Origin of the sequence: Mycobacterium sp. SM3041 (genome assembly GCF_039668335.1) — a bacterium.
GTDB lineage: Bacteria > Actinomycetota > Actinomycetes > Mycobacteriales > Mycobacteriaceae > Mycobacterium.
Genome location: NZ_JAYXBQ010000044.1, coordinates 133,664 through 154,611, shown reverse-complemented (window position 1 = coordinate 154,611; position 20,948 = coordinate 133,664). Strand labels below are relative to the sequence as shown.

The 20,948-nt window shown below is 68.1% G+C and carries 21 protein-coding genes and 1 pseudogene; 4 read left to right on the top strand and 18 right to left on the bottom strand.

From position 1 onward, the window contains the following. Positions 1 to 15: 15 nt before the first annotated feature. The 5 genes from VXD91_RS12925 to VXD91_RS12905 all read right to left on the bottom strand — a co-directional run bounded on the left by VXD91_RS12925 (position 16) and on the right by VXD91_RS12905 (position 4,056). The gene (locus VXD91_RS12925) at positions 16 to 333 is read right to left on the bottom strand and encodes a hypothetical protein (RefSeq protein WP_212811632.1); all 318 of its coding nucleotides are present in this window, start codon (positions 331 to 333) and stop codon (positions 16 to 18) included. 69 nt (positions 334 to 402) lie between these two features. Beyond that, complete coding sequence (locus VXD91_RS12920) at positions 403 to 849, bottom strand: hypothetical protein (RefSeq protein ID WP_318984450.1); 447 nt, start codon at positions 847 to 849, stop codon at positions 403 to 405. Between the two features lie 21 nt (positions 850 to 870). Then, complete coding sequence (locus tag VXD91_RS12915; protein WP_318984449.1) at positions 871 to 1,290, bottom strand: MarR family winged helix-turn-helix transcriptional regulator; 420 nt, start codon at positions 1,288 to 1,290, stop codon at positions 871 to 873. A 25-nt stretch (positions 1,291 to 1,315) separates the two neighbouring features. After that, entirely contained in the window at positions 1,316 to 2,071 is a 756-nt protein-coding gene (locus VXD91_RS12910) for a YebC/PmpR family DNA-binding transcriptional regulator (protein ID WP_212811635.1), read from the bottom strand. Between the two features lie 83 nt (positions 2,072 to 2,154). Beyond that, positions 2,155 to 4,056 (bottom strand): glycosyltransferase family 39 protein, encoded by a 1,902-nt coding sequence (locus tag VXD91_RS12905; RefSeq protein WP_318984618.1) that lies wholly within the window; start codon positions 4,054 to 4,056, stop codon positions 2,155 to 2,157. 93 nt (positions 4,057 to 4,149) lie between these two features. On the opposite strand from VXD91_RS12905, the pseudogene VXD91_RS12900 reads away from it, so the two are divergent. Next, positions 4,150 to 5,082, top strand: a pseudogene (locus VXD91_RS12900) (alpha/beta hydrolase); the annotation flags it as partial. A 357-nt stretch (positions 5,083 to 5,439) separates the two neighbouring features. Here VXD91_RS12900 and pdxT read toward each other — a convergent pair. The 10 genes from pdxT to VXD91_RS12850 all read right to left on the bottom strand — a co-directional run bounded on the left by pdxT (position 5,440) and on the right by VXD91_RS12850 (position 14,967). Continuing rightward, positions 5,440 to 6,021 (bottom strand): pyridoxal 5'-phosphate synthase glutaminase subunit PdxT, encoded by a 582-nt coding sequence (gene pdxT, locus VXD91_RS12895; RefSeq protein WP_135356935.1) that lies wholly within the window; start codon positions 6,019 to 6,021, stop codon positions 5,440 to 5,442. After that, positions 6,018 to 6,863: an acyl-CoA thioesterase II gene (gene tesB / locus VXD91_RS12890; protein WP_135356934.1), complete on the bottom strand. Its 846-nt coding sequence runs from the start codon at positions 6,861 to 6,863 to the stop codon at positions 6,018 to 6,020. Before tesB ends, pdxT begins: the two co-directional genes overlap by 4 nt. A gap of 9 nt (positions 6,864 to 6,872) precedes the next feature. Further along, entirely contained in the window at positions 6,873 to 7,778 is a 906-nt protein-coding gene (gene pdxS / locus VXD91_RS12885) for a pyridoxal 5'-phosphate synthase lyase subunit PdxS (protein WP_020101778.1), read from the bottom strand. Positions 7,779 to 7,847: 69 nt separating this feature from the next. Further along, complete coding sequence (locus VXD91_RS12880) at positions 7,848 to 8,882, bottom strand: NUDIX domain-containing protein (protein WP_209841214.1); 1,035 nt, start codon at positions 8,880 to 8,882, stop codon at positions 7,848 to 7,850. Continuing rightward, complete coding sequence (locus tag VXD91_RS12875; RefSeq protein ID WP_135356932.1) at positions 8,882 to 10,012, bottom strand: glycosyltransferase family 4 protein; 1,131 nt, start codon at positions 10,010 to 10,012, stop codon at positions 8,882 to 8,884. Before VXD91_RS12875 ends, VXD91_RS12880 begins: the two co-directional genes overlap by 1 nt. Next, the gene (locus VXD91_RS12870) at positions 10,012 to 10,965 is read right to left on the bottom strand and encodes a phosphatidylinositol mannoside acyltransferase (protein ID WP_346415564.1); all 954 of its coding nucleotides are present in this window, start codon (positions 10,963 to 10,965) and stop codon (positions 10,012 to 10,014) included. The genes VXD91_RS12875 and VXD91_RS12870 overlap by 1 nt, the downstream gene beginning before the upstream one ends. Next, positions 10,962 to 11,621 (bottom strand): phosphatidylinositol phosphate synthase, encoded by a 660-nt coding sequence (gene pgsA / locus VXD91_RS12865; RefSeq protein ID WP_212811639.1) that lies wholly within the window; start codon positions 11,619 to 11,621, stop codon positions 10,962 to 10,964. The genes VXD91_RS12870 and pgsA overlap by 4 nt, the downstream gene beginning before the upstream one ends. Continuing rightward, a complete protein-coding gene (locus VXD91_RS12860; protein WP_020101783.1) occupies positions 11,618 to 12,220 on the bottom strand; it encodes an HIT domain-containing protein in 603 nt (200 codons plus the stop codon). The genes pgsA and VXD91_RS12860 overlap by 4 nt, the downstream gene beginning before the upstream one ends. After that, positions 12,217 to 14,277, bottom strand: coding sequence for a threonine--tRNA ligase (gene thrS, locus VXD91_RS12855; RefSeq protein WP_346415563.1), 2,061 nt, complete (start codon positions 14,275 to 14,277; stop codon positions 12,217 to 12,219). The genes VXD91_RS12860 and thrS overlap by 4 nt, the downstream gene beginning before the upstream one ends. Before the next feature lie 78 nt (positions 14,278 to 14,355). Continuing rightward, positions 14,356 to 14,967 carry a PaaI family thioesterase gene (locus VXD91_RS12850; RefSeq protein ID WP_212811641.1) on the bottom strand — a complete coding sequence of 204 codons (612 nt, stop codon included), beginning with the start codon at positions 14,965 to 14,967 and terminating at the stop codon, positions 14,356 to 14,358. Between the two features lie 33 nt (positions 14,968 to 15,000). Between VXD91_RS12850 and VXD91_RS12845 the strand changes: the two genes are divergently transcribed. Next, on the top strand, positions 15,001 to 15,498 hold the full coding sequence (locus tag VXD91_RS12845; protein ID WP_346415561.1) for a DUF1990 domain-containing protein: 498 nt from the start codon (positions 15,001 to 15,003) through the stop codon (positions 15,496 to 15,498). 109 nt (positions 15,499 to 15,607) lie between these two features. Here VXD91_RS12845 and VXD91_RS12840 read toward each other — a convergent pair whose 3' ends face one another. Then, positions 15,608 to 16,846, bottom strand: a complete 1,239-nt coding sequence (locus tag VXD91_RS12840; protein WP_346415560.1) for a DUF222 domain-containing protein — start codon at positions 16,844 to 16,846, stop codon at positions 15,608 to 15,610. A 240-nt stretch (positions 16,847 to 17,086) separates the two neighbouring features. Here VXD91_RS12840 and VXD91_RS12835 point away from each other — a divergent pair, with 240 nt between their 5' ends. Then, positions 17,087 to 18,856 (top strand): bifunctional serine/threonine-protein kinase/transporter substrate-binding domain-containing protein, encoded by a 1,770-nt coding sequence (locus tag VXD91_RS12835; protein ID WP_346415559.1) that lies wholly within the window; start codon positions 17,087 to 17,089, stop codon positions 18,854 to 18,856. 5 nt (positions 18,857 to 18,861) lie between these two features. Here the strand turns inward: VXD91_RS12835 and VXD91_RS12830 are convergent, their stop codons facing one another. Beyond that, the gene (locus tag VXD91_RS12830) at positions 18,862 to 19,638 is read right to left on the bottom strand and encodes a transporter substrate-binding domain-containing protein (protein WP_346415558.1); all 777 of its coding nucleotides are present in this window, start codon (positions 19,636 to 19,638) and stop codon (positions 18,862 to 18,864) included. A gap of 45 nt (positions 19,639 to 19,683) precedes the next feature. On the opposite strand from VXD91_RS12830, the gene VXD91_RS12825 reads away from it, so the two are divergent. Further along, positions 19,684 to 20,127 (top strand): hypothetical protein, encoded by a 444-nt coding sequence (locus VXD91_RS12825; RefSeq protein ID WP_346415557.1) that lies wholly within the window; start codon positions 19,684 to 19,686, stop codon positions 20,125 to 20,127. Here VXD91_RS12825 and VXD91_RS12820 read toward each other — a convergent pair. Continuing rightward, positions 20,124 to 20,948: a methyltransferase domain-containing protein gene (locus VXD91_RS12820; protein WP_346415689.1), complete on the bottom strand. Its 825-nt coding sequence runs from the start codon at positions 20,946 to 20,948 to the stop codon at positions 20,124 to 20,126. The genes VXD91_RS12825 and VXD91_RS12820 overlap by 4 nt on opposite strands.

Here is a 20,948-nt window from a genome sequence, read left to right as displayed (position 1 = left end):
GCGCCAGGGACACGCTCAGATCTGGAAGTACCCCGACCGCGCGCCCTGCCGAATCTCCTGGGTCAGTTCGGCGATGCGCGCTTCCGACGCTCCCCACCAGCGGACGAGTTCACGGTGCGTCTCGGCGCCACCGCGTTCCACGATGATCTTCCAGCGCACCCCGAACAGCTTGGCCAGCAGCCAGAACGGCCACAGGATCAACAGCGGAAGAGCCAGCACCACGCCCACCCAATCCAGGAACGCGATGTCGACGATGTCGAACACATCCCAGAACGGCCACCAGCGCCGGCGCACGCGCCACTCCACCCCGTCCGGATCCGTCACCGCTGCCATCGGGACATCTTGCAGTGCGGCTGCGGGTTTCCGCTGCGCGACACCGATGTGACACGCCGGGTCGGATGCTCACACGTACCTGGAGCCCGGGTGCACGACCATCAGCACCACGACGATCACCCACAGCAGGTTGAACATGCCGGTCACCATGCCGAGGGTGCGCAACTGCCGCCCATCGTCGGGCGCGGCGAGCGCCGCCCGCTGACGCGGGGCGATCTGGAACGCGAGCAGTCCGCCGGCGATGGCCGTGAGCACCATGGCCACGATGATCCAGACCTCGGTCGAGCGCCCCTGGACACCGGCGAGGGCGAGGCCGACGACGGGCACAACGAGCGCCAGCACCCCGTAGACGCGTGTGATGCGGTGCAGCGCACGGGCGACGCCGTCGTTGCGTTCCGCGTTCGCCGACGGTCCGCCGGCCGGCGCGTAGCGGGGAAACAGGCTGGTGGCCACGGCGATCGGCCCGACGAAGAGGATGCCCGCGACGACGTGGACGGACAGCAACAACGCTTGCATAACCTTCAGTCTAACTGAAGGTTATGGCGAAGCGGACATGACTCGTCTCATGTACTCGCGTAATGCGTCGGTCAGTTCAGGGTTTTGTGCCGCGAACTCGGTGTCCAGACGGGCCACGACGTCAGCCGCGCGGTTCAGCAACGACTCCCCCGCGGCCGTCACGCGCAACGTAGAAGCAGCACCGGCGTGCGCCGTGCTGTCGTCGACGAGTCCCGCCTCGACGAACGCCGCGACCGCCGCGTGCGCACTCTGCACGGTGATGCGCGAACGCCGGGCGAGTTCACTGAACGAGATGCCGGCGCTGCCCCGGATGTGCCCGAGCAGTCCGTACTTGCGCGTCGTCAGCCCGAGGGGCTTGAGAGCGTCGGCGAATGCGGCGTCCCACACCCGACTGACGGTCAGCAGCGTGACAGTCGGGCTGAACGGAGGCGGCTCGGACATGCTCGGCAGGCTACCGCCGGAGCGGCTACTCCTCGTCGAGCTGCGCGGCGACGTCGTCCGGGATCTCGACGTTGGTGTAGACGTTCTGGACGTCGTCGCTGTCCTCGAGGGCGTCGACGAGCTTGAACACCTTGCGGGCGCCCTCGAGGTCGACCTCGACGGACACCGACGACTGGAAGCCGGACTCGGCCGAGTCGTAGTCGATGCCGGCGTCCTGCAGCGCGGTACGCACCGCGACCAGGTCGGTGGGCTCGCAGATGACCTCGAACGAGTCACCGAGGTCGTTGACCTCTTCGGCACCGGCATCGAGGACGGCCATCAGCACGTCGTCCTCGGTCTGGCCGTTCTTCTCGAGCGTGATGATGCCCTTGCGGGAGAACAGGTAGGCGACCGAACCCGGGTCGGCCATGTTGCCGCCGTTGCGGGTCATCGCGACGCGGACCTCACCGGCGGCGCGGTTGCGGTTGTCGGTCAGACACTCGATGAGCACCGCGACACCGTTGGGGCCGTAGCCCTCGTACATGATGGTCTGCCAGTCGGCGCCGCCGGCTTCCTCGCCGCCGCCGCGCTTGCGGGCCCGCTCGATGTTGTCGTTCGGTACCGAGCTCTTCTTGGCCTTCTGGATGGCGTCGTACAGGGTCGGGTTACCGGCCGGGTCGCCGCCGCCGACGCGGGCCGCGACCTCGATGTTCTTGATCAGCTTGGCGAACATCTTGCCGCGCTTGGCGTCGATGACGGCCTTCTTGTGCTTGGTTGTCGCCCACTTGGAATGGCCGCTCATGCGTGTACGCCCTCTTTCTGATCAAACGTCAGCTGATCAGTTTACGTGGACGAATCGGAGGCCCCGACAGGCCTGGTCAATCACTACTTCCGGACCGGCTGCAGCAGGTTGTAGACGGTGTCCGACCCGACCTTCATCGGCGCGAAGTTGACGCCCACCCAGTCGGCGATGTCGCTGTGCGCATCGGCGCCCCAGTGCCCCTTGTTGTCGGAGACGATGTAGTACGCCACCTCGTGGGCCGCCACGTAGGACTGGAACTGCTGCAGCGTCGGCGCCGGATCGGACCCGCCGAAGCCACCGATCGCGATGACGGGCGTGCGGGTGTCGAGCTCCAGACCGGCGGCCGGCGACGACCGGTCGATCGCCGCGGACCACTTGGTGCTCGTGGCCTTGAGCAGCGCGTTCAGTTGGGGGTTCTCGTCACGCTGACCCCAGCCGCCGTGTTTGTCGTCCTTGTCCGCGGGGCCGACGGAAGGCCCGCCGCCGAGGTGCGGCTGGCCGAAGGTCGCGAGCGAGTAGGCCACCGAACCCCCGACAGCGCCGAACATCGCCAACGCCACCGCGGCTGCCGCCACCCGCTGACGCCCGGGCCACACGAATGCGACCGTGCCGACGACGGCGGCAGCCAGGATCACCCAGCGCAGTGCGGGCAGCCAGTCGGCGTTGCGGCCGAGAATCACGAAGCCCCACATCCCGCTGGCCAAAAGCACTGCGGCCAAGCCGATCCGGTGGAACCGGGAGTCCCGGCGGCGCCAGAACTCGATGACGAAGACGGCGAACATCGCCGCCATGGCCGGAGCCAGCGCGAGGCAGTAGTACGGGTGCACGTTGGTCTTCATGAAGCTCAGCACCAGGCCGACACTGACGAGCCAGCCGCCGAACAGGATGGCGCCGGCCCGGACCCGATCGGTGCGCGGTGCGCGACCGCGCGAGATCAGTACGAGCACGGTGGCCAGCAGCGCGGCCGGCACCAGCCAGCCGATCTCGAAACCGAATTCACCGGTGAACAGCCGCGGCAGGCCCTGAGTCTGATCACCCATGCCGAAGCCATGGTGCCCGGCGGTCTTGATCGTCTCACCGGCGGCGTGTCCGGCGTGTTCCCCGGTGAGGGTGTGCACCGTCGACGGCTTGTCGGGGTCGCTCTTACCCATGTGGTTCTTGCCGAGCACGCGACCAAAGCCGTTGTAGCCCAACACCAGATTCATGAAACTGTTGTCGGTCGAGCCGGCCATGTAGGGCCGGGACGACGCCGGCCACAGGATCGTCAACACCACGAACCAGCCGGCGGAGACCAGCATGGCCGCGAGTGCACCGAGCAGGTGCCACAGCCGGGCGCGTAGCGCGACGGGCGCGGCGACGAGGTACGTCAGACCGAGCGCCGGCATGACCATCAGACCCTCGAGCATCTTGGCCAGGAACGCGAAACCCAGTGCGACACCGGCAAGGGCCATCCACTTGGCGCCGCCGCGGCGAGCCGCGCCATGTGCACCGTTGTCGAGCGCACGGACCGTGAAGTACGCGGCCAGTGTCATCAGCAGCACCATGGCCGCGTCGGGGTTGTTGAAGCGGAACATCATGGCGGACACCGGGGTCAGCGCGAGCACCGCACCGGCGAGCAGCCCGGCCGCCGGACCACTGGCCCGTCGTACCGCGGCGCAGAGCAGCCACACCGAGCCGACGGCCATCAACGCCTCGGGGATCAACATGCTCGCGCTGCTGAAGCCGAAAATCTGCCCGGACAGCGCCATCACCCACTGCGACAGCGGCGGCTTGTCGACGGTGATGACGTTGTTCGGGTCGATGGAGCCGAACAACAGCGCCTCCCAGTTCCGGGAGCCGGCCCACACGGCGGCGGCATAGAACTGGTTGCCCATGCCGTTGACCGTGATGTTCCACAGGTAGCCGACGGCCGTCACGATCAGCAGCACGGCCAGCGCCGCGCGCTCGCGGGTCTTGGTGGGTGCCGTGATCTCCGGCTCGGCCATCGGGGCGTCCAGGACGGCGGCGGATGTCGTAGTCACCCGACCATTAAGGCAGCCCCAGCTATGGCCCAGCTGTGAAGCGGGCGAGCCGCCGCTATGACGTGCGGACGTGATGAAACTGCTCACAATCAGCGGATTCACAGAAGGCCCTCCAGTGAACAGTCGTACACTCAACCTATGGACGACCCTCTCGCCAGCGAAGCCGCCGCCCTCACCGAGCTCGGACTCAACGAGCTGGGCACCGCCGTCGACGGCATCCACAAGGTCCAGCGCGCCATCTCCGAGCGGGTCTTCCGACTGGTGGGCCTTGGCGTCGGCCCGGCCGCCAAGCCCGTGAAGGTCGTCTACGACGCCATCACCGACGGCGTCTACTCCACCATCAGCCATGTGGCCACCACGGCCGCGCCCATCGCCGGCAAAGCCGTGCACGACCAGACCGCAGGCAAGCTGTCCGATCAGGCCGGTGGCGCACGCGTCCTCGCGGTGCTGCAGGGTTTGATCGGCGACAAGCTCCACGAGCAGGGTTCCGTGCTGGCGACGACGATGTCGGTGCGGGTCGACGGCCGGCCGGTCACCCTCGACACCGACAGCCTGCGCGCCGCTTATCCGGCCGCGACGGGTGACGTCGTGGTGTTCCTCCACGGCCTGATCGAGACCGAGGCCTTCTGGGCCCTGGGAAAGCGGCCGACGTACGCCCAGCGGCTCGGGGCCGACATCGGCATCACCGGCGTCGAGATTCGCTACAACACCGGCCTGCACATCTCCGACAACGGCGTGCTGCTGTCCGAACTGCTGGACCAGCTGGTGGCCGCCTGGCCGGTGCCGGTCACGTCGATATCCCTGGTCGGCCATTCGATGGGCGGGTTGGTCGTCCGATCGGCGTGCGCGGTGCCCGGCGCGTCATGGGTGAATCGGGTGCGCACCGTCGTCACGCTGGGCACCCCGCACACCGGCGCACCGTTGGAGAAGGTCGTGCACTACGGGTCGGCGGCGCTCAGCGCACTGCCCGAGACCCGCCCGTTCGGCAACCTGCTGCGCCGGCGCAGCACCGGGATCAGAGACTTGCGGTTCGGCTCACTCGACGAACGCGACTGGCGCGACTGCGAACCGGACGCCCTGCGGGCGCAGCAGCCGCCGATCGACGTGCCACTGCTCGAGGGGGTCTCGTACTACTGCGTGACCGCGACCATCGCCCGCACGCCGGCCAACCCGATCGGCTGGGTACTCGGCGACGGACTCGTGCAGGTGCGCAGCGCGCAAGGCCGAAGCCGCAAGCGCGACATGGGGTTTGACCGCGAAAATCGCCTGCATCTACCGGAGGCGCACCACTTCACGCTGCTGAACGACGAGCGGATCTACGAGCGCCTGCGCGTCTGGTTGTCGCGGTCAGAGGGACTCGACGAAGAGCTTGTGGATGCGCCGGTCGCCGGTGACCTCGGGGTGGAACGACGTCGCGAGCATGCGGCCCTGACGGACGGCGACGGGGTGTCCGGCCGCGCGGGCCAGCACCTCGACGTCGGGCCCGACGCGCTCGACCCAGGGCGCCCGGATGAACACCGCGTGCACGGGATCGTCGAGGCCGACGAAATCGAGGTCGTCTTCGAACGAGTCGACCTGCCGGCCGAAGGCGTTGCGCCGCACCGTCATATCGATCCCGCGTAGCGGCAGGGCCTCACGGCCCGGCACACCGGCGTCGTTGATCTCGGTGGCGAGCAGGATCATGCCGGCGCACGATCCGTAGCACGGCATGCCCGCGGCCAGGCGGTCGCGCAGCGGCTCGAGGAGTTCCAGCTCGCGCAGCAGGTGGCTCATCGCGGTGGACTCGCCGCCCGGGATCACCAGGGCGTCAACGGCATTCAGCTCCGTGAGGCGCCGGACCGTGGACACCTCGGCGCCCGCTTCGCGCAGGGCAGCCAGATGCTCTCGGGTGTCCCCCTGCAAGGCCAGGACACCGACGTGCGGGCTCACTCGGCCGGTGGGACGAAGCCGCGGTTGTAGCGGGTCAGCCCCTCCTGCATCACGGCGGCCACCATCTCGCCGTACTGGTTGAAAATCTTGCCCTGCGTCAGCGCGCGGCCGCCGCACGCCGACGGCGACGACTGGTCGTACAGCAGCCATTCGTCGGCCCGGAACGGCCGCATGAACCACATGGCGTGGTCCAGCGAGGCGATGTTCATATGTTTGCGTACCTCAAGGTGATTCACCTGCGCCGAACCCAGCAGGGTCAGGTCGCTCATGTAGGCCAGGGCGCAGATGTGCAGGACGTGGTCGTCGGGCAGCGGGTCGCGGTGCCGGAACCAGACCTGCTGCTGCGACGCCTTGCCGGGCACCCGGACGACCTGGTCGCGCGGCACGATGCGCACGTCCCATTCGGCAAACTGGGCGAACCCGGCGTCGTCGAACGCCCCGGCGGACCGGAAGCCCTTCGACAGGTCGGGCGGCGGCGGCACCGGCATGGCGTCCTGGTGCTCGATGCCGGACTGGTCGGTCTGGAACGACGCCGACATCGAGAAGATGTTCTCGCCGTGCTGGATGGCACTCACGCGGCGGGTGCAGAACGACCCACCGTCGCGAATGCGCTCCACCATGTACACCGTCGGTGCGCGGGCGTCACCGGGACGCAGGAAGTACCCGTGCAGCGAGTGCACCTGGTACTTCGGCTCCACGGTGCGCACCGCCGACACCAACGACTGACCGGCTACGTGGCCACCGAAAGTGCGCTGCAGAAAACCCGATTCCGGGCTGAAGACACTGCCGCGGTAGATGTTGACCTCGAGTTGTTCGAGGTCGAGTATCTGCTCGATTGCCACCTGTTGGTTTTACCAGCCACGCTCTGCGAGCCGATGAGGCTCCGGCACGTCCTCCACGTTGATGCCGACCATGGCCTCACCCAGACCGCGCGACACCTTGGCCAGCGTGTCCGGGTCGTCGTAGAACGTCGTGGCCTTGACGATGGCCGCGGCACGAGCGGCCGGGTCACCCGACTTGAAGATGCCCGAACCGACGAACACGCCTTCGGCGCCCAGCTGCATCATCATCGCGGCGTCGGCCGGGGTGGCGATGCCACCGGCGGTGAACAGCGTCACGGGCAGCTTGCCGGCCCGCGCGACCTCGACCACCAGCTCGTACGGCGCCTGCAATTCCTTTGCGGCAACGTACAGTTCGTCCTCCGACAGCGACGTCAGCCGACGGATCTCGCCGCCGATCTTGCGCATGTGCGTAGTGGCGTTGGAGACGTCACCGGTGCCGGCCTCACCCTTCGAGCGGATCATGGCCGCGCCCTCGTTGATGCGACGCAGGGCCTCACCCAGGTTGGTGGCGCCGCACACGAACGGCACGGTGAACTTCCACTTGTCGATGTGGTGGGTGTAGTCGGCCGGGGTCAGCACCTCGGACTCGTCGATGTAGTCCACGCCGAGGCTCTGCAGAATCTGCGCCTCGACGAAGTGGCCGATGCGGGCCTTGGCCATCACCGGGATGGTGACGGCGTCGATGATGCCCTCGATCATGTCCGGGTCGCTCATCCGCGAGACGCCACCCTGCGCGCGGATATCGGCGGGCACGCGCTCGAGCGCCATGACGGCTACGGCGCCTGAGCCTTCGGCGATGCGCGCCTGCTCGGGTGTTACGACGTCCATGATGACGCCGCCCTTCAGCATCTCGGCCATGCCGCGCTTGACCCGGGCGGTGCCCGTCTGACCGCTGTTGTCCGCTGCGGTATCCACTGCAATCTCCCTCAAGAATTTGGTACCCGCCAAGTCTAGTGGCCGTACCAAATCGGTTATCCGCGCAGGTCAGCGGATGGTCTGCGGCGCCGGGCCGGCCATCGCCGCCGGAGCCTTCCCGTCCGCCAATTCGCCTGCGAGGGAAAGGTATTCGCCGAGCTGCAATGGGTAGACAGTCTCACCATCGGCGGCCAGCCGGGCGATGACCGCCGCGTCGCACCAGCGGTGGGCGTGGATCGACTGCCGTTCGACCGTGGTGTGACCGGTGGTCACCGGCTCGAATCGTGAGGTGCGGTACACGAAGAAGAATTCCTCGCTGCGGATCACAGACCCGTTGAACTCGAACACCGCCTCACGCCGCCACACCGGGCCGATCAGATCGGCCGGGTCGACCTTCAGCCCGGTCTCCTCGGCCACCTCACGGGCTGCCGCGTCGGGCAGCGATTCGTCCGGTTCGACCGCTCCCCCGACGGTGAACCACCACCGCGGCGCCATCAGCGGGTCGGCGGCCGGGTCGCTGCCGCAGAACAGCAGCACCTGCCCGTCCTGGTCCAGCAGCACCACGCGGGCCGACGTGCGTCGTCCCACCGCGCCGGGCTCGTGCCGCGACGCCCGCTCGACGATCTCGAAATACGTTGGCATGGCCGCGGTTCCACCCAGGTGCAGCCAGCGCACCAGGGTGCGCTCGCGCAGGGCGAGGGTGTCGCGCACGGCGTCGTTGTGGAAGCGGCGGGCCAGCAGTACCCGGGCCTCGGCGTCGGCGAGCTCGGCGACCAGGGTGACCGGGATGGATGCCGGATCGACCTGCGCCAGGGCTCCCGACAGTTCGTTCTCGGCGGCCTCGCGGGCCGCGCGCGGTGCCCGCTCGGCTTCGTCCGCCAGCGCCGCGAGACGGCGGCCCGCCGGCCGGGAACCGTACGCGTCGGCGGCGACGGCCCGGGCCACCACCGCGCGCCGGGCCAGCGCCCCGTCCAGAGCCTGCCACGACAGGTCGTAGCGGACGTGCAGCCGGTCGAGCCGATGCGCGGTCTGATAGGCCCACACGACGGTGAACAGGACCGTGAGCACCAGCAAGACCAGTGCGACGATCAGCAGCCAGCTCATCAGGCCTCCACCCTGACCTTGATCCCCGATCCGGCCACCGTCTCGTAGACCAGCATGATCTGCTGCGCGACCACCGACCAGTCGTATCGCCGCACCGCCTGGGCGGCCGCCTCGGCGTACCGGCGGCGGGCGGCGTCGTTCGACAGCATCTCGACCAGCGCTTCGCCGAGGGCTTCGGCGTCGTCGACCGGCACCAGCCGGCCCGCCGCACCCTGGTCCAGCACGCGCCGGAAGGCGTCCAGGTCGCTGGCCACCACGGGTGTACCCGCGGCCATGGCCTCGACCAGCACGATGCCGAAGCTCTCGCCGCCGGTGTTCGGGGCGCAGTAGACGTCGGCGCTGCGCATCGCCGACGCCTTCTCGGCATCATCGACCAGACCGAGGAACCGCAGGTGCCCCGCATGCTCGCCGACGGTCTCCTTGAGTGCCTCCTCGTCGCCGCGGCCGACGACCAGCACCTCGACGTCCGGGCAGGCCGCCACGAGCTTGGGCAGCGCGCCGACGAGCACCTGCATGCCTTTGCGCGGCTCGTCGAACCGGCCGAGGAACAGCACCGTGCGGCCGGGCCGCGGATAGCCGGGCAGCAGCGGCGCGTTGTCGAACGCCGACACGTCGACGCCGTTGGGAATCTCGACAGCATCCGAGCCAAGGGCTTCCATCTGCCAGCGCCGTGCCAGATCGGACACCGCGATGCGACCCATGATCTTCTCGTTCCAGGGCCGCAGAATTCCCTGAAAGACGTTGAGTGTCAACGACTTCGTGGTCGACGTATGGAACGTCGCGACGATCGGGCCGTTGGCCACCATGAGCGCCAGCAGCGACAGGCTCGGGGCATTGGGCTCGTGCAGGTGCAGTACGTCGAAGTCGCCCTCGACGATCCAGCGCTTGACCATCCGGCGGGTGGCCGGCCCGAATCGCAGCCGCGCCACGGACCCGTTGTACGGGATGGGCACGGCCTTGCCGCCGGAGACGACGTAGTCGGGCAGGTCGGCGTGCGTCTCGGCCGACGAGGGCGCCAGCACACTGACCGTGTGGCCGTAGCCGCGCATCACCTCGGCCAGTTGCAGCACGTGTGCCTGAACGCCGCCCGGTACGTCGAACGAGTACGGGCACACCATGCCGATGCGCATCAGTCGTTCCCGGCCAACCGGGCCCGACGTTCCTCGGACAGGTCGGCCAGCCACTGCGGTTGCAGCATGTGCCAGTCCGTGGGGTGCGCGGCGATGCCCGCTTCGAAGCGGGTGGCCAGAGCCTGCGTGATGGTCGCGACGTCGCCGCTCGAGGTGTCGACCGGCCCGGAAATGTCGAACTGCCAGTCGTTGGGCTTGTTCCAGCAGTGCACGGTCAGCAGCGTCGCACCGGTCTTCAGCGCGAGCTTGGCAGCGCCGGCAGGCATGCGGGTTGGCTCGCCGAAGAGGTTGACCTGCAAGCCATTTCGGGACAGGTCCCGGTCGGCCATCAGGCAGACGATGCGGTTGGCCTCCAGCCGCTCGGTCAGCACGTCGAACGGCGGGCGCACTCCCCCCGTCAGCGGCAGAATCTCGAATCCCAGCGACTCGCGGTACTCGACGAACCGGTTGTACAGCGACTCGGGTTTGAGGCGCTCGGCCACCGTCGTGAACTTGCCGTACTGGTGCACCACCGAGACACCGGCCATGTCCCAGTTGCCGCTGTGCGGCAGCGCCAGGATGACGCCGTTACCGTTCTCGAGCCCGCGGGCGATGTGGTCGGTACCCACCAGGCAGTGCCGGAGCCTCTCCCCGAGCGTGCGCTGGTTCATCGACGGCAGCCGGAAGGCCTCCCGCCAGTAACGGCCGTACGACGCCAGCGAGGCGCGGATGACGCGGCCCGGCACCTTGGCCGGCCGCACACCCAGCACCCGGGCCAGATTCTTGCGCAACTGCTCGGGACCGCCGCCGCGCGCCGCATACAGCGCACCCGCGTCGAACATGTTGCGGGCGGCGAACTCCGGCATGGTCCGGATCAGCCCCCAACCCGCGGCATAGCCGAGGTCCTTGAGCTGCTCGCCCATCGGGACGTCGAAACCCCCGAAGGACGGCACACCGCCGGTGGGGACGCTCATTGCTGCTCCTTCGACGGCGCACTCGACGGCAGCGGCTGGTCGGCGCCCGGCGAACGGCGCACCGAGGCGACCCGCTGGCCCAGCGTGATGATGCTGGCCACCGCCAGCAGCCACATCGCGATGGGCAGCGCCAGCGGCAGCGGATGGATCGGCAGGTCCGAGAAGCCGGCGCCCACCAGGACGATGATCAGCCGTTCGGGGCGTTCGATGAAGCCGCCGTCGGCGTTCAGTCCGCTGGCTTCGGCGCGGGCCTTGATGTACGAGATGACCTGCGAGGTGACCAGGCAGATCAACGTGGCGACGGCCAGCGGCTTGTCGTGCATCTCGAACGCGATCCACCACAGCAGGCCGCAGAACACGGCGCCGTCACCGATGCGGTCGCAGGTCGCGTCGAGCACCGCACCGAGTCGCGTGCCGTAGCCGCGTTCGCGGGCCATGGCGCCGTCGAGCATGTCGGCGAGCACGAAGAACCAGACCACCAGGGCGCCGTACCAGAGGTGCCCCGTCGGGAACAGCGTCAGCGCGCCGACGACCGACGCGGTGGTGCCCAGGACGGTGACGCTGTCCGGCGTCAGGCCGATGCGCAGCGCTCCCCGGGCCAGCGGGCGGCTCAACTTGGTGTAGGCCGCGCGGGTCAGGAGGTAGAAGTCGCTCACGGCTTCGCTTTCTGGTCCTGCGCCGCCCACTCGTCGGCCAGCAGCTTGCGGGTGTCGCGCAGCAGCTGCGGGATCACCTTGGTACCGCCGATGACGGTGATGAAGTTGGCGTCGCCGCCCCAGCGCGGCACCACGTGCATGTGCAGGTGGTCGGCCAGCGAGCCGCCGGCCGAGGTGCCCAGGTTGAGCCCGACGTTGAAGGCGTGCGGGTTCGAGATGGCCTTCATCACGCGAATTGCCTTCTGGGTGAACGCCATCAGCTCGCTGCTCTCGGCCTCGGTCAGGTCCTCGAGCTCCGACACCTTGCGGTAGGGCACGACCATGAGGTGTCCCGGGTTGTACGGGTACAGGTTCAGCACCGCGTACACCTGCTCGCCGCGCGCGACGATCAGGCCTTCCTCGTCGGACATCGTGGGAATGTCGATGAAGGGCTGCTTCGAGCCCGCGGACGTGCCCTCGCCGCCCTTCATCGGAGCGTCGACGATGTAGCTCATCCGGTGCGGCGTCCACAGCCGCTGCAGGTAGTCGACGTCACCGACACCCCGGTCCACAATGGCGTCTCCGACGCCGGGGTCCACGATGCTCCGATCCTCGGTCACGCCTGTGCGCCCCGCGCCTCGTTCACCAAATCTGCCGTCGGGAAAGCGTTTTCGCGACGCGCGATCCACCCGGCGATGAGATCGACGGCCTCGGCCACCGGGACGCCGTTGACCTGGGTGCGGTCACCGAACCGGAAGGAGACGGCACCCGATTCGATGTCCTTGTCACCGGCGAGCAGCATGAACGGCACCTTCTGATTGGTGTGGTTCACGATTTTCTTCGCCATCCGGTCGTCGCTGCCGTCGACCTCCACGCGAATGCCACGCGACTTCAGTTGCGCCGCAACGTCGTACAGGTAGTCCAGGTGCGCGTCGGCGACCGGGATGCCGACGACCTGCACCGGTGCCAGCCAGGCCGGGAACGCGCCGGCGTAGTGCTCGGTGAGCACGCCGAAGAACCGCTCGATGGACCCGAACAGTGCACGGTGGATGAGCACCGGGCGCTGCCGGCTGCCGTCGGCCGCGGTGTACTCCAGCTCGAACCGGTCGGGCATGTTGAAGTCCAGCTGGATGGTCGACATCTGCCAGCTGCGGCCCAGCGCGTCCTTGACCTGCACGGAGATCTTGGGGCCGTAGAACGCCGCGCCGCCCGGGTCGGGCACCAGGTCCAGACCGGAGGCCTCGGCGACCTCGCGCAGGGTCTCGGTGGCCTCGTCCCACAGCTCGTCGGAGCCGACGTACTTGTCCGGGTCCTTGGTGGACAGCTCCAGGTAGTAGTCGTCCAGGCCGTAGTCGCTCAGCAGATCCAGCACGAACTGCAGCAGCGTGGTCAGCTCGTCGCGCATCTGGTCACGGGTGACGTAGATGTGCGCGTCGTCCTGCGTCATGCCGCGCACGCGGGTCAGGCCGTGGACGACGCCCGACTTCTCGTACCGGTACACGCTGCCGAACTCGAAGAGCCGCAGTGGCAGCTCGCGGTACGACCGCCCCCGCGACCGGAAGATCAGGTGGTGCATGGGGCAGTTCATGGGCTTGAGGTAGTAGTTCTGCCCCGGCTTGCGCAGCGTGCCGTCCTCGTTGAACTCCGCGTCGATGTGCATCGGCGGGTACATGCCGTCGGCGTACCACTCCAGGTGACCCGAGGTGATGTACAGCTGCTCTTTGGTGATGTGCGGGGTGTTGACGAACTCGTAGCCGGCTTCCTGGTGCTTGCGGCGCGAGTAGTCCTCCAGCTCGCGGCGCACGATGCCGCCCTTCGGGTGGAACACCGGCAGGCCCGAGCCCAGCTCGTCGGGGAAGCTGAACAGGTCCAGCTCCACGCCCAGCTTGCGGTGGTCGCGGCGCAGCGCCTCCTCGATCAGCTCGAGGTGCTTGTCGAGGGCCTCCTGCGACTCCCAGGCGGTGCCGTAGACGCGCTGCAGGCTGGCGTTCTTCTGGTCGCCGCGCCAGTACGCCGCGCTGCTGCGGGTGAGCTTGAACGCCGGGATGTGCCTGGTGGTCGGGATATGCGGGCCACGGCACAGGTCGCCCCAAACCCGTTCGCGGGTACGGGGATTGAGGTTGTCGTAGGCCGTCAGCTCGTCGCCGCCGACCTCCATGATGTCGGCATCACCGGACTTGTCGTCGACCAATTCGAGCTTGTACGGCTCCTTGGCCAGCTCTTCGCGGGCCTGCTCCTTGGACTCGTACACGCGACGGTCGAACAGCTGACCGTCCTTGATGATCTTCTGCATGCGCTTCTCGAGCTTGGCCAGATCCTCCGGCGTGAACGGCTCGGCGACGTCGAAGTCGTAGTAGAAGCCGTCGGTGATCGGCGGGCCGATGCCGAGCTTGGCCTCCGGGAACAGGTCCTGCACGGCCTGGGCCAGCACATGGGCGCACGAGTGGCGGATGACGCTGCGGCCGTCCTCGGTGTTCGCGGCGACCGGGATGACCTCCACGTCGACTTCCGGGGTCCAGGACAGGTCGCGCAGCCGGCCGTCGGCGTCCTTGACCACGACGATGGCGTCGACCTCGCCGCGCTGCGGCAGCCCGGCCTCGCGGACCGCGGCGCCGGCGGTAGTCCCGGCAGCGACCCGGATCGGGGCTGCTGGTGCGGGGCTGGCGACGGCGGTCATCGAGACACTCCTACTGGTTAGGTGACGATCGCGACCATGCTATCGGCACCGGTCATCGCTTCGCGGCGCAGCGCCGCCTCAGGGCTGACCCGGCTTGAGCCTGACGAAGAGGGCCTCGGCGTCGGCGAGCACCGTGTCGCCGTCCAGCAGCGCGCCGGTGATGAAGATCTTGCGGCCCTCGACGCGCTCCAGCGTCGCGGTGGCGCGCAGGTCTTTTTCGACCGGGACGATCTGCCGATAGTTGATGTGCAGGTAGGCGGTGCGCTGGAACGGGCTGTCGGTCAGGCGGTAGGCGGCATGCCCCAGCACCGAGTCGAACAGCAGCCCGATGGACCCGCCGTGCGCGGCACCGTTTCGGCCGAGGTGGAAGCGCCGGAAGCGGACGGGACCGGCGATCCGGCCGTCATCGGTGACCTTGAGATCCGACGGTACGTTCAGGACGTTGCCGCGGTTGGGCAGGTCGAGCCGACGGCCCGAGGGCGAGTGCCACTCATCGGCGCGGTACGGCGCCAGCAGGGCGTTGGCCTGTTCGATGAGGTTCGCGGCCTCGGTGATGACGTCGTCCGGAGCGTCGGCGCCGCGCGCGTGGTCGCCGGCCATACGGACGGATTCGACGAACCTGCCGTAGTCCGGGCCGCCCTGGGTGGTCGGTTTGGGCGGGTTGAATCCTCCACCGGCATGCTTATCCACCTGTTTCTCTTATCACGGTGGCAAGGTGGCCCCATGCGACTGAGCGACCTGGCCGGGCTGGCATTCACCTACCCCGACGTCGGGGCGACCGCCGGCGAACTGCCGGAGGGCTACCACCACGTACACGCGGAGGCCCGGATCGGTTCGGGTCGAGCACGATTCGACGAGGCGGCCGGCGCGGTCCTGCGGTGGGGTATGCAGCGGGGTGTCGGCATGCGGGTGGAGGCGACCACCGTCACCGCCGCGGCGGGCACCGACATGCTGGGCCGTCTCGGGCCCGTGCAGGTCCCATGCCGCGTGGTGTACGTCGTCGACGAACCCGACCGGCGCGGATTCGCGTACGGGACGCTGCCAGGCCACCCGGAGTCCGGCGAGGAACTGTTCAGCGTGCGCTACGACCTGGCCACCGACGCGGTCTTCGCCGAAGCGACAGCGTTCTCGCGGCCGGCGCTCTGGTGGAGCCGGCTTGGAGCTCCGGTCTCACGGGTCGCCCAGCGGGTGATCGCGCAGCGCTACCTGCGCGCCGTTTAAGCGATCGGGCGGCTCGGCCGGTGCGCGGGCCTGCCGCTCCGCCGCCGTAGCGGCAGGCCCGCGATGTGTTGTCACTGTTGAGTTGTCAAGGTGCGCAACGCTTTAGGTGTTATGCGGCTGTGTCGAGGCGCATGGTGCGGCGGTTGTATGCGGGGATGGGTTTTCGGTGTGGGTCGATGGTCGCGGGTGGGATGAGCCAGGGGTGTTTGTCCAGGCCCATGACGACGTCCCAGCCGTCGTGGTGGACGTTGGCGTGGCAGGCCGGGCACAGCAGGCACCCGTTGGCTAGTGATGTCTCACCGTGGTGGGTCCAGTGGATGATGTGGTGGGCGTGGGTGCGTCCGGGTGGTGCGCCGCATTTGATGCAGCACTGATCCCGCAGATACAGCGCTTTGCGTAGGTGCGCCGGGAACAGCCGCTTCTCGCGCCCCATATCGAGGGGTACGTGTTCGCCGTCGACGATGATCGTGGTGACGGTGGTGTCGCAGCAGATTCGTTCCAGGGTCATGGTGCTGATCGATCCGATGAATTCCAACGCCGCCAAATCCGGGGCATCCGCCGGGACGGTGATCAGCAGTTGGGTGCGCGGGGCCGAGGCGACATCGCCGCCTCGGGCGGCGATGTCCAGCACCGCCTCCAGGGCATCGGCGCGGCGCCGGGAGGCGGTGCGGGTGTCGGGGCTGCCGTCGGGTTCGGGCCGCGGTGCCGATCCTTGTTCGATCGCCGCGATGTACTTGGCCCCGACTTCGGCGTCCAGGTCCGCGCGGATCTGGACCCGGCCGTCGCTGGTGATGCGGTGGTCGGCGGTGTTGATCGACCGGTCCTCGGCCGCCGGCAGGCCACCTTCGGCGGCGGCGACCCGGTTGCCCAAACGCCGCGCGCGTTTGTCGATGTCTGCGGGGGTGGCGCCGGAGAAGAACTGCCCCAACAGATCGGTCACCTGCGCGAACCGGGTCTCCTCGTCCACCTCACCGGGTGCGCGGGCTTGAATGTGGTTGATGCCTTTGACGATCGCATCGACATGCTCCCCGGAGATCGCCCCATCAGCGGCATGCGCCGCGAGCGTGGGCAATGCCGGCAACGCTCCCGATACCCGGACCAGCCGCTGCGCCACCGACGGGGCACATCCCAACGCCATCAACAACTCCCTCGGCGTCCGGCCCTGCGCGGCCGCCACCCCGCGGCGGTCCAGTACCCCGGTCAGCATCGCCGCCACATGATCGGCCATATTGCGCAGTTTCATCACGCACGTCATGGCCGCCACCGCGTCGTCCCTGGACATGTCGTCGGGGACCTGCACGCCACGCAGGTGATCGAGAAGAGCGTTGAGATCCGGTGCGATTCCCATGCCTAATTGTATCGAACACCTGTTCGAATAACAATGCTTCTACTCCTTCAAACTTTCTGGCAGGCAGCGGAGGCACTGTTGCAATGGCGCCGCGTCGGCGGGACCGAAGTGGGGTCGACGCGACACCTCCGGCCGATCAGCCCGCACACCCCCGCCAGACGACCTGACTGTGATTCACCCGGCCACTGCTGACCAGGTGTTGTAGCTTTCACACGAAACTGACACGCCAAGGAGTGCTGGGTGGAGCCGACACGATTCGGGCAGTACGAGCTGCGCGAACTGATAGGCCGCGGCGGCATGGGCGAGGTCTACGTCGCTTACGACACGAATACCCAGCGCACCGTCGCGCTCAAGGTACTGCCGCCGCACCTCGCCAAGGACCCCGTGTTCCAGGAGCGGTTCAAGCGCGAGTCGCAGGCCGCCGCGGGCCTCAACGAGCCGCACGTCGTCCCCATTCATGGTTACGGCGAGATCGACTGCCAGCTCTACCTGGACATGCGGCTCATCGAAGGGCGCACCCTCGCCGAAATCCTGGCCGACACAGAGCATCGCCCGAGCCCCGACTTCTCCGTCCGAATCATCGAGCAGATCGCCGCGGCCCTGGACGCCGCGCACGGAACCGGGTTGATCCACCGGGACATCAAGCCCTCCAACATCCTGGTGACCGATCACGACTTCGCCTACCTGATCGACTTCGGCCTCGCCCGCACCGCTGGTGAGCACGGATTGACCACGGCCGGAAGCACTCTCGGCACCTTGGCGTACATGGCGCCCGAGCGGTTCGAGGGCGGCCAGGCCGACCCCCGCTCGGACATCTACGCACTGACCTGCGTGCTGTACGAATGCCTCACCGGCCGGCGACCGTATCCGGCCGACAGTCTCGAGCACCAGATCGCCGGGCACGTCAGCGCGCCCGCGCCGAAGCCGTCCGACGTCGATCGGCGACTCGTCGCATTCGACGACGTCATCGCCAGAGGCATGGCCAAGAAACCCGGCAAGCGCTACCAGCACGCCGGTGAACTCGCCGCGGACGCCCGCGCCGCACTGAGCGCGCAGGTCCGCGTCTCGGGCCGCACCGGCACGCGCACGGGCTCGGGACGCCATGCGGTGCAGACCGACGAACCGAAGCGCCGCACCCGGCAGATCGTCGTCGCCGTCGGCGCGGTGATCGTGCTGGCCGCCGGTGCGGGAACGGCATGGCTCTACTGGTCCCGGCAACACCAGGTCGGGCCGTCGGGTTCGGTGCCGTCGATCGCCGCCAAGCTACCTGCCGATCTCAAGGATTCGGGACGACTGGTCGTCGGCGTCAACATTCCTTATGCGCCAAATGAATTCAAGGCGCCCGACGGCAAGTTCACGGGTTTCGACGTCGACCTGATGACGGCGGTGAGCCGGGTCCTCGGACTTGAGCCGGAGTTCCGGGAAATCGGAATCTCCAAGATCGTCGCTTCGGTGCATGACGGCATCATCTCGGTCGGGGCGTCCTCGACCACCGACACCAAACAGCGGGAGAAGTCAGCCGACTTCGTCACCTACTTCAAGGCCGGCGTGCTGTGGGCCAGGCGGGCCGGATCGAGTGTGGATCCCAACGCGGCGTGCGGATTACGGGTGGGCGTGCACCTCGGCTCGGTCGAGGAGACCGACCACCTGCCGGCCCGCAGCGCGGCATGCGTGGCGGCCGGCGTGGCACCCATCGAGATCGTCCCCATCGCCGGCCAGGACGGCGTCACCGCCGCACTGCTCGCCGGCACCGTCGACGCCATGGCAGCCGACTCGCCCGTCACCGGCTACGCCATCAAACTGAGCGGCGGCAAGCTGGAAGCGGCCGGCGGCATCGTCGATGCGCAGCCCTACGGGTGGCCGGTGGCCAAGGGCTCGTCGCTCGCTGCCGCGTTGCAGGCGGCGCTCAAACATCTGATGCAGACCGGTGAATACCGGGAGATCGCCACCAAATGGGGTGTGGAGATGGGCATCATCGACAAGCCGGTCATCAACGGCGCGCTGCGCTAGGCCGGCTACTTCGGCCCGATGCCCGCACCCAGCCACCTGCGGCTGACCGCCGCGTAGCTGCCATCACCTTGAATAGTGCTGAGCCACTTGTTGATCCGCTGTTGCAGCGCCACGGCATCCTTGGGCATCAGGTAGGCCTTCTGCGCGACGGTGAACGGCTGGTCGGTCGACACTCCGCACAATTGCGGATGTTGCGTGACCTGCCAGCGGATTTCGCTGCCGTCGGTGATCATGACGTCGGCCCTGCCCTCGATGACCTGATCGAAAATGGTGTTGTTGTCCGGATATTCGATGATGGTGGCGTGGTGCAGATTGGCGCGGTCGAATTGTTCATTGGTACCGCCGGGATTGGCGACCACTCGCACTCCCCCACGATCGATGTCGGATAGCGAGCGGTACTTCGCGGCATCGGCGCACCGCACTATCGCAGCTTTACCGTCGCGCAGATACGGGTCGGAGAACAGCGCCTTGGCGGCCCGGTCCGCGGTGACGCTGATACCGCCGACCGCCAGTTCACATTTCTGCCCCAGGTCGGCCATGAGCGTCGGCCAGGTGGTGGGCACCAGATGCAGCTCCGCTCCGGATTCTCGGGCGAAATCCCGGACCAGGTCGATGTCCATGCCGCTCCACTCGCCCGCGGCGTCACGGTAGGTGAACGGGCGATAATCGCCGGTGCTGCACACCGTCAGCGCCTTCGGCGTGGATTTCTCCTGCGGCGAGCTGCATGCTGCCACCGCCGTCACGACCAGCACCGATGCCGCCGCGAACACTGTGCGTCTCATGCAGCCAGACTCTCATGCGGCCACCAACTCGCCTACGCTGGCTATATGCGTCGAATCGCGGTACTCGCAGTGGCAGGCGCGCTGCTCAGTGCCTGCACGCAGACCGTGCCGGGACAGGCCGGCGCGCCAGATGACCTCAAGTGGCAACGCCCCATCACCGATTCGGTTTCCAGCCTGGGCGGCACGCTCGGCACGGTCGGGGAAGCCATGACCGCGCACGACTTCGTCGCCATGTCGCGGGATTGCACGAAACTGCAAGGCACGTTGGACGATCTCGGCAAGAATCTGCCGACTCCCGACGCGGACGTCAACTCGTCGTTGCAGGACAGCATCGACAACTTCCGGTCGTTCGCCCGCGTCTGCACGATGATGACGCCGGGCACCGCGGACGCGTCGCTCGACCAGCTGAGCGGCTACCTGGACCGCGGCGACAGCTCCATGCGAAAAGCCTTGCAGCAGATGGGCATCGAGCTGCCTGCCGCACGCTAGCCGGCCGGTTTGCAGGCAACCAGCCCAACGGCCGCCAGATGTGCGCGATGTCGTGAATAGGACACCCGCAACTGCCGGACCCGGCGGCGGGCTTCCGGATGCCGCGCGAGCTTCGCGACGAAACAGATTGCGCCCCAGACACCTTCGTCGGCGATCTGGCGTCGCAGCGCCAGCGGTGACGCGCGCGCGATCCGCACCCGCTCGACCGTCAGCCCCGCATCCGCCAGCAGTTGCTCCCATCCGGCCACCGTCAGCGGCCGGATCTTGGTCAGCGCGGCGCCGGCCAACTGGCCCGCGATGTCGGCAGCCTCGGCGTGGGTGTCGGGCGCCATCGCCAGTTCGTGCACCGCACAGCGACCACCCGGGCGCAGCAACCGTGCGGCTTCCGCGACGATCGCCTCGGCGTCCGCGTCGTGCAGGGTGAGCAGCCACTCGCCGATCACCACATCCGCGCTGCCGTCGGGCAGGCCCGTATGTGCGGCATCGCCGACGCGCACATTGTCTTGCCCCGCCACCAGAGCGGCGGTGTCGGCGGCATCACGGTCCTGTTCGACGCCCAGGTACGAACGCGGGGCACGCGCCAAAATCTCGGCCGCGGTACGCCCCATACCGGGCGCGAATTCGACGACATCGGCATTGCTGACGTTCACATCGTCCAGCAACGCGCGCGTCAAATGCATGCCGCCGGGCCGCAATACCCGTTTCCCGAGTCTGGCAAGGAGCCAATGTCCGGCCACCGTGAAGTCGCCCCGGTCCGCTCTCGGCAGTGCCGGCGGGATCGGATGCGGTGGAGCGTAATTGCCATAATGCCAATGGTTCAT